Below are 3673 nucleotides of genomic sequence, written 5' to 3' on the forward strand. Positions count from 1 at the left end.
CACTTAGCTATATTGGTTTCAATTGATTGCGTGATTTTGGGATCTTACTGCCAGTTATATGCGGGATAAATTAGTACGGATATTATTTCCACCTTCGTTCAAGGCAGTCACTTACGTTCTGCCTTAAACGAACCGTTTTGCTATATTTAGGCTAAACGAATATTAGGTTTTACTAATAATTCACGAGGAAAATCTGCTAACACTTCACAGCCTTTATCTGTTATGCGAAAAGATTCACTTATTTCAACCCCCATATGGTCAAGCCATATTCCAGGTATCATATGAAAAGTCATGTTCTCTCTAAGGATTGTATGATCGCCAGCTCTTAGACTAGCAGTATGCTCTCCCCAGTCTGGGGGATAGTTTAATCCCATTGAGTAACCAAGCCTCGAATCTTTTTTTATTCCACTTTTCTCTATAACTCTGCGCCACACAGCCTCTACCTCTTCACAAGTAATACCTGGACGAATGGCATCTAACGTTATATTTATCCCCTCTACTACGACGTCTGCGATATATTGAATATTTTCATCTGGCATACCAAGAAAGATTGTTCTAGCTAAAGGTGAGTGATATCGTTTATAGCAACCAGATAATTCAATAATTACCGGATCACCTTGTCGGAATAGCTCATCTGTCCACGTAAGATGACAAGCTGAAGTTCGATCACCAGTTGGTAATAATGGTACAATTGCAGGGTAATCTCCGCCAAAATCATCTGTTCCCCGGATCTGGGCATGAGCAATTGCTGCAGCAGCATCGGATTGCCTTACTCCAGCATCAATGGAATCAAAAGCAGCCTGCATCGCCCCTTCAGCGATTTTTGATGCAATTTTAATACATTCTATTTCCTGATCAGACTTAATAATTCGTATCCAATTTACTAAATTTGTTCCGTCCTTAAATACAGCATTAGGCAGATTTTCTTTTAGCTTCATAAAATTTTTTGCTGTGAAATAGTAGGCATCAAACTCAGCTGCAATCGTTTTCTTGTCATACTTTTTAGCTTTAATAAAATCACTGACAAACTCCATCGGATGTTTTTCGGAAGACTGGATATAATCATCTGTATATGGATATACATGATCCGCTTCTAACCAAGATGTGTGGAAAGCCGCACTAGCATCTTGCCCTCTGCCAATCCAATAAGGTTGATCCTCATCAATAAAAATGACAAGCAATTGATGTACGTAGAATGACCATGCATCATATCCACTTAAATAATTCATATTAGCTGGATCTGTGACAAGTAAAACCTCAATTCCTTCATTAGCCATACGGTGTTTTGTTTTCGTTATCCTTTCATAATATTCAGAAATAGAAAAAAACACCATACAAACCCCTCCATTCATTTAAAGTGAAGCTGCTTGAGTGAACAACACCAACATCAAAGTAGATCATATAAATATCACAAGAATTAATATTGTTGTTAATTGTAATTTCTTTGATGATTGGAAAAGTTTAACAATCATGGGCGAGGAACTTTTCACTGCCCATGCGTTTGAAAAGACAGTTACAGTAGGCATTAGAAATAAAGTGAAACCTCAATTAGGTTTTTACTAAAACAAACACGTACAAAGGCTTCATTCGCCACGTCATGTGGCAACGCCTTTGTGGCCTAATGTAGGCCCGAACCAATCGGACATTTACTAGCAGTGCCCCCCCTCTTGCCAATAGGGTTCACTTTATTTGGGGCGGCTTACTGCCAGTTATATGCGAGGTAAAAGGGTGGGATTAATAGAACATGCCTGTCGATTGTCGGCATTAAATACAAAATAATGCACACAAATTAAAAAGTATGGAATACGTTATATTTTCTTCTAATGTGTACTATAAATATATGTAATAACACAATAAATGATGAAAATGCTATTTAAAAATGGGCGCAGACAGAGCAATCTCTGCCTCTACCCATTTATTTTGTCACAGACTACACTTGAGAATAGTATAGCAATTGAATGTTTAATCGTCTATATCATTTTTCTGTATTTTATAAATTTATTGACTATTTTCTTTAAATGTGTTTAATTATTGGTAACTTGAATTGTCGACAAACGACAAAGAGAGCCAACCTGAAATCACTACAGTAACTATTCCTCATCCATCATATATCACATTTGCTACTTTTCCCATCTTTCACTTTCAGCTTTTTTATTTGATCCGATTATAGAAAGGAGTTTGTTATATTGGAACCAACTATAAAAAAAGAGGACCTGTTGGAAAAAGATGAGAAGTATCTTTGGCATGGCATGAAAAGATATAACCCTAGCAGTACAATGATTAGCACCAAAGCTGATGGTATCTGGATCACGGATATCGACGGTAATAAATTTCTTGATGCACAGGCAGGATTATGGTGCGTTAATGTAGGTTATGGTCGAGATGAACTAGCTGACGTCTGTGCACAGCAATTAAAGGAGATGCCTTATTATCCATTAACACAAAGTCATATACCAGGAATAAAATTAAGTGAAAAATTAAATGAATGGCTAGGCGACGATTATGTTATTTTTTATTCCAATAGTGGATCGGAAGCTAATGAGACAGCCTTCAAAATTGCCCGCCAATATTACCAACAGACTGATGCACCTAATCGCTATAAATTTATTTCACGCTATCGCTCGTATCATGGTAGCACTTTAGCTACATTAGCAGCCGGTGGACAAAATCAACGGGCCTATAAATACGAACCATTAGCATCAGGCTTCGTCCATATCACACCGCCGGATTGCTATCGGAGCCCTTTTACGCATGAAAATGAACAATGCTGTCACCAAGCTGCTGATGAGTTAGATCGCACAATTACTTGGGAGATCAAAGAAACAATTGCTGGATTTATTATGGAGCCAATTATTACTGGCGGCGGAATATTAGTTCCCCACGATAGTTATATGAAAAAAGTTCGTGAGATTTGTGATAAGCACGGTGTCTTATTAATTGCTGATGAAGTTATCAACGGGTTTGGCAGAACAGGGAAGCCCTTCGGATTTATGCATTATGATGTAAAACCAGATATAATTACGATGGCTAAAGGACTAACAAGTGGATATATGCCACTAGCAGCAACTGCTGTAAAACGTGACATATATGAAAAATTCAAAACCTCAACGAAGGAATACGATCATTTCCGTCATGTTAACACATTTGGCGGCAGCCCAGCAGCTTGTGCTGTTGCTATACGAAATTTAGAGATTATGGAAGAGGAACATTTAGTCACTAACGCTGCGAACCTGGGGGAATATTTGCTCGCAGAATTACAAGAACTGTATACGCACCCTAATGTTGGTGATATTCGTGGTAAAGGACTATTAGCTGGTATTGAGCTTGTAAAAGATAAACAAACAAAGGAACCAATTGATGAAACCATAGCTGCAGGCGTCGTGAACTATTGTAGAAAAAAAGGCATCATAATTGGCAAAACAAGCGATACGGTTGCAGGCTATAACAATATTATAACGATGTCACCACCGCTTTCTATATCAAGAGATGAAATTAATTATCTAGTAACCATCCTAAAGGATGCTATTGCTGCGATTTAGTATAAAGTGAAACTTCAATCAGTGAGGATTTACTGCCAGTTATATGCGGGATAAAGTGAGACTTCCATCCGTGGGGAAGTTTATTTATCCCCACGGATGGTTAGACGAACCAATCGGACATTTACTGGCAGTTG

General features: G+C 38.0%; 2 protein-coding genes. One reads left to right on the top strand and one right to left on the bottom strand.

Features of this window, described 5'->3' with window-relative positions; genetic code table 11:
• Positions 1-146: 146 nt before the first annotated feature.
• The gene (locus ABDZ84_RS15000; RefSeq protein WP_026681861.1) at positions 147-1334 is read right to left on the bottom strand and encodes a M24 family metallopeptidase; all 1188 of its coding nucleotides are present in this window, start codon (positions 1332-1334) and stop codon (positions 147-149) included.
• A gap of 852 nt (positions 1335-2186) precedes the next feature.
• Between ABDZ84_RS15000 and ABDZ84_RS15005 the strand changes: the two genes are divergently transcribed.
• On the top strand, positions 2187-3539 hold the full coding sequence (locus ABDZ84_RS15005; protein ID WP_343782079.1) for an aspartate aminotransferase family protein: 1353 nt from the start codon (positions 2187-2189) through the stop codon (positions 3537-3539).
• Positions 3540-3673 lie beyond the last annotated feature (134 nt).

Source organism: Virgibacillus salarius, assembly GCF_039521925.1.
Taxonomy (GTDB): domain Bacteria; phylum Bacillota; class Bacilli; order Bacillales; family Amphibacillaceae; genus Virgibacillus; species Virgibacillus salarius.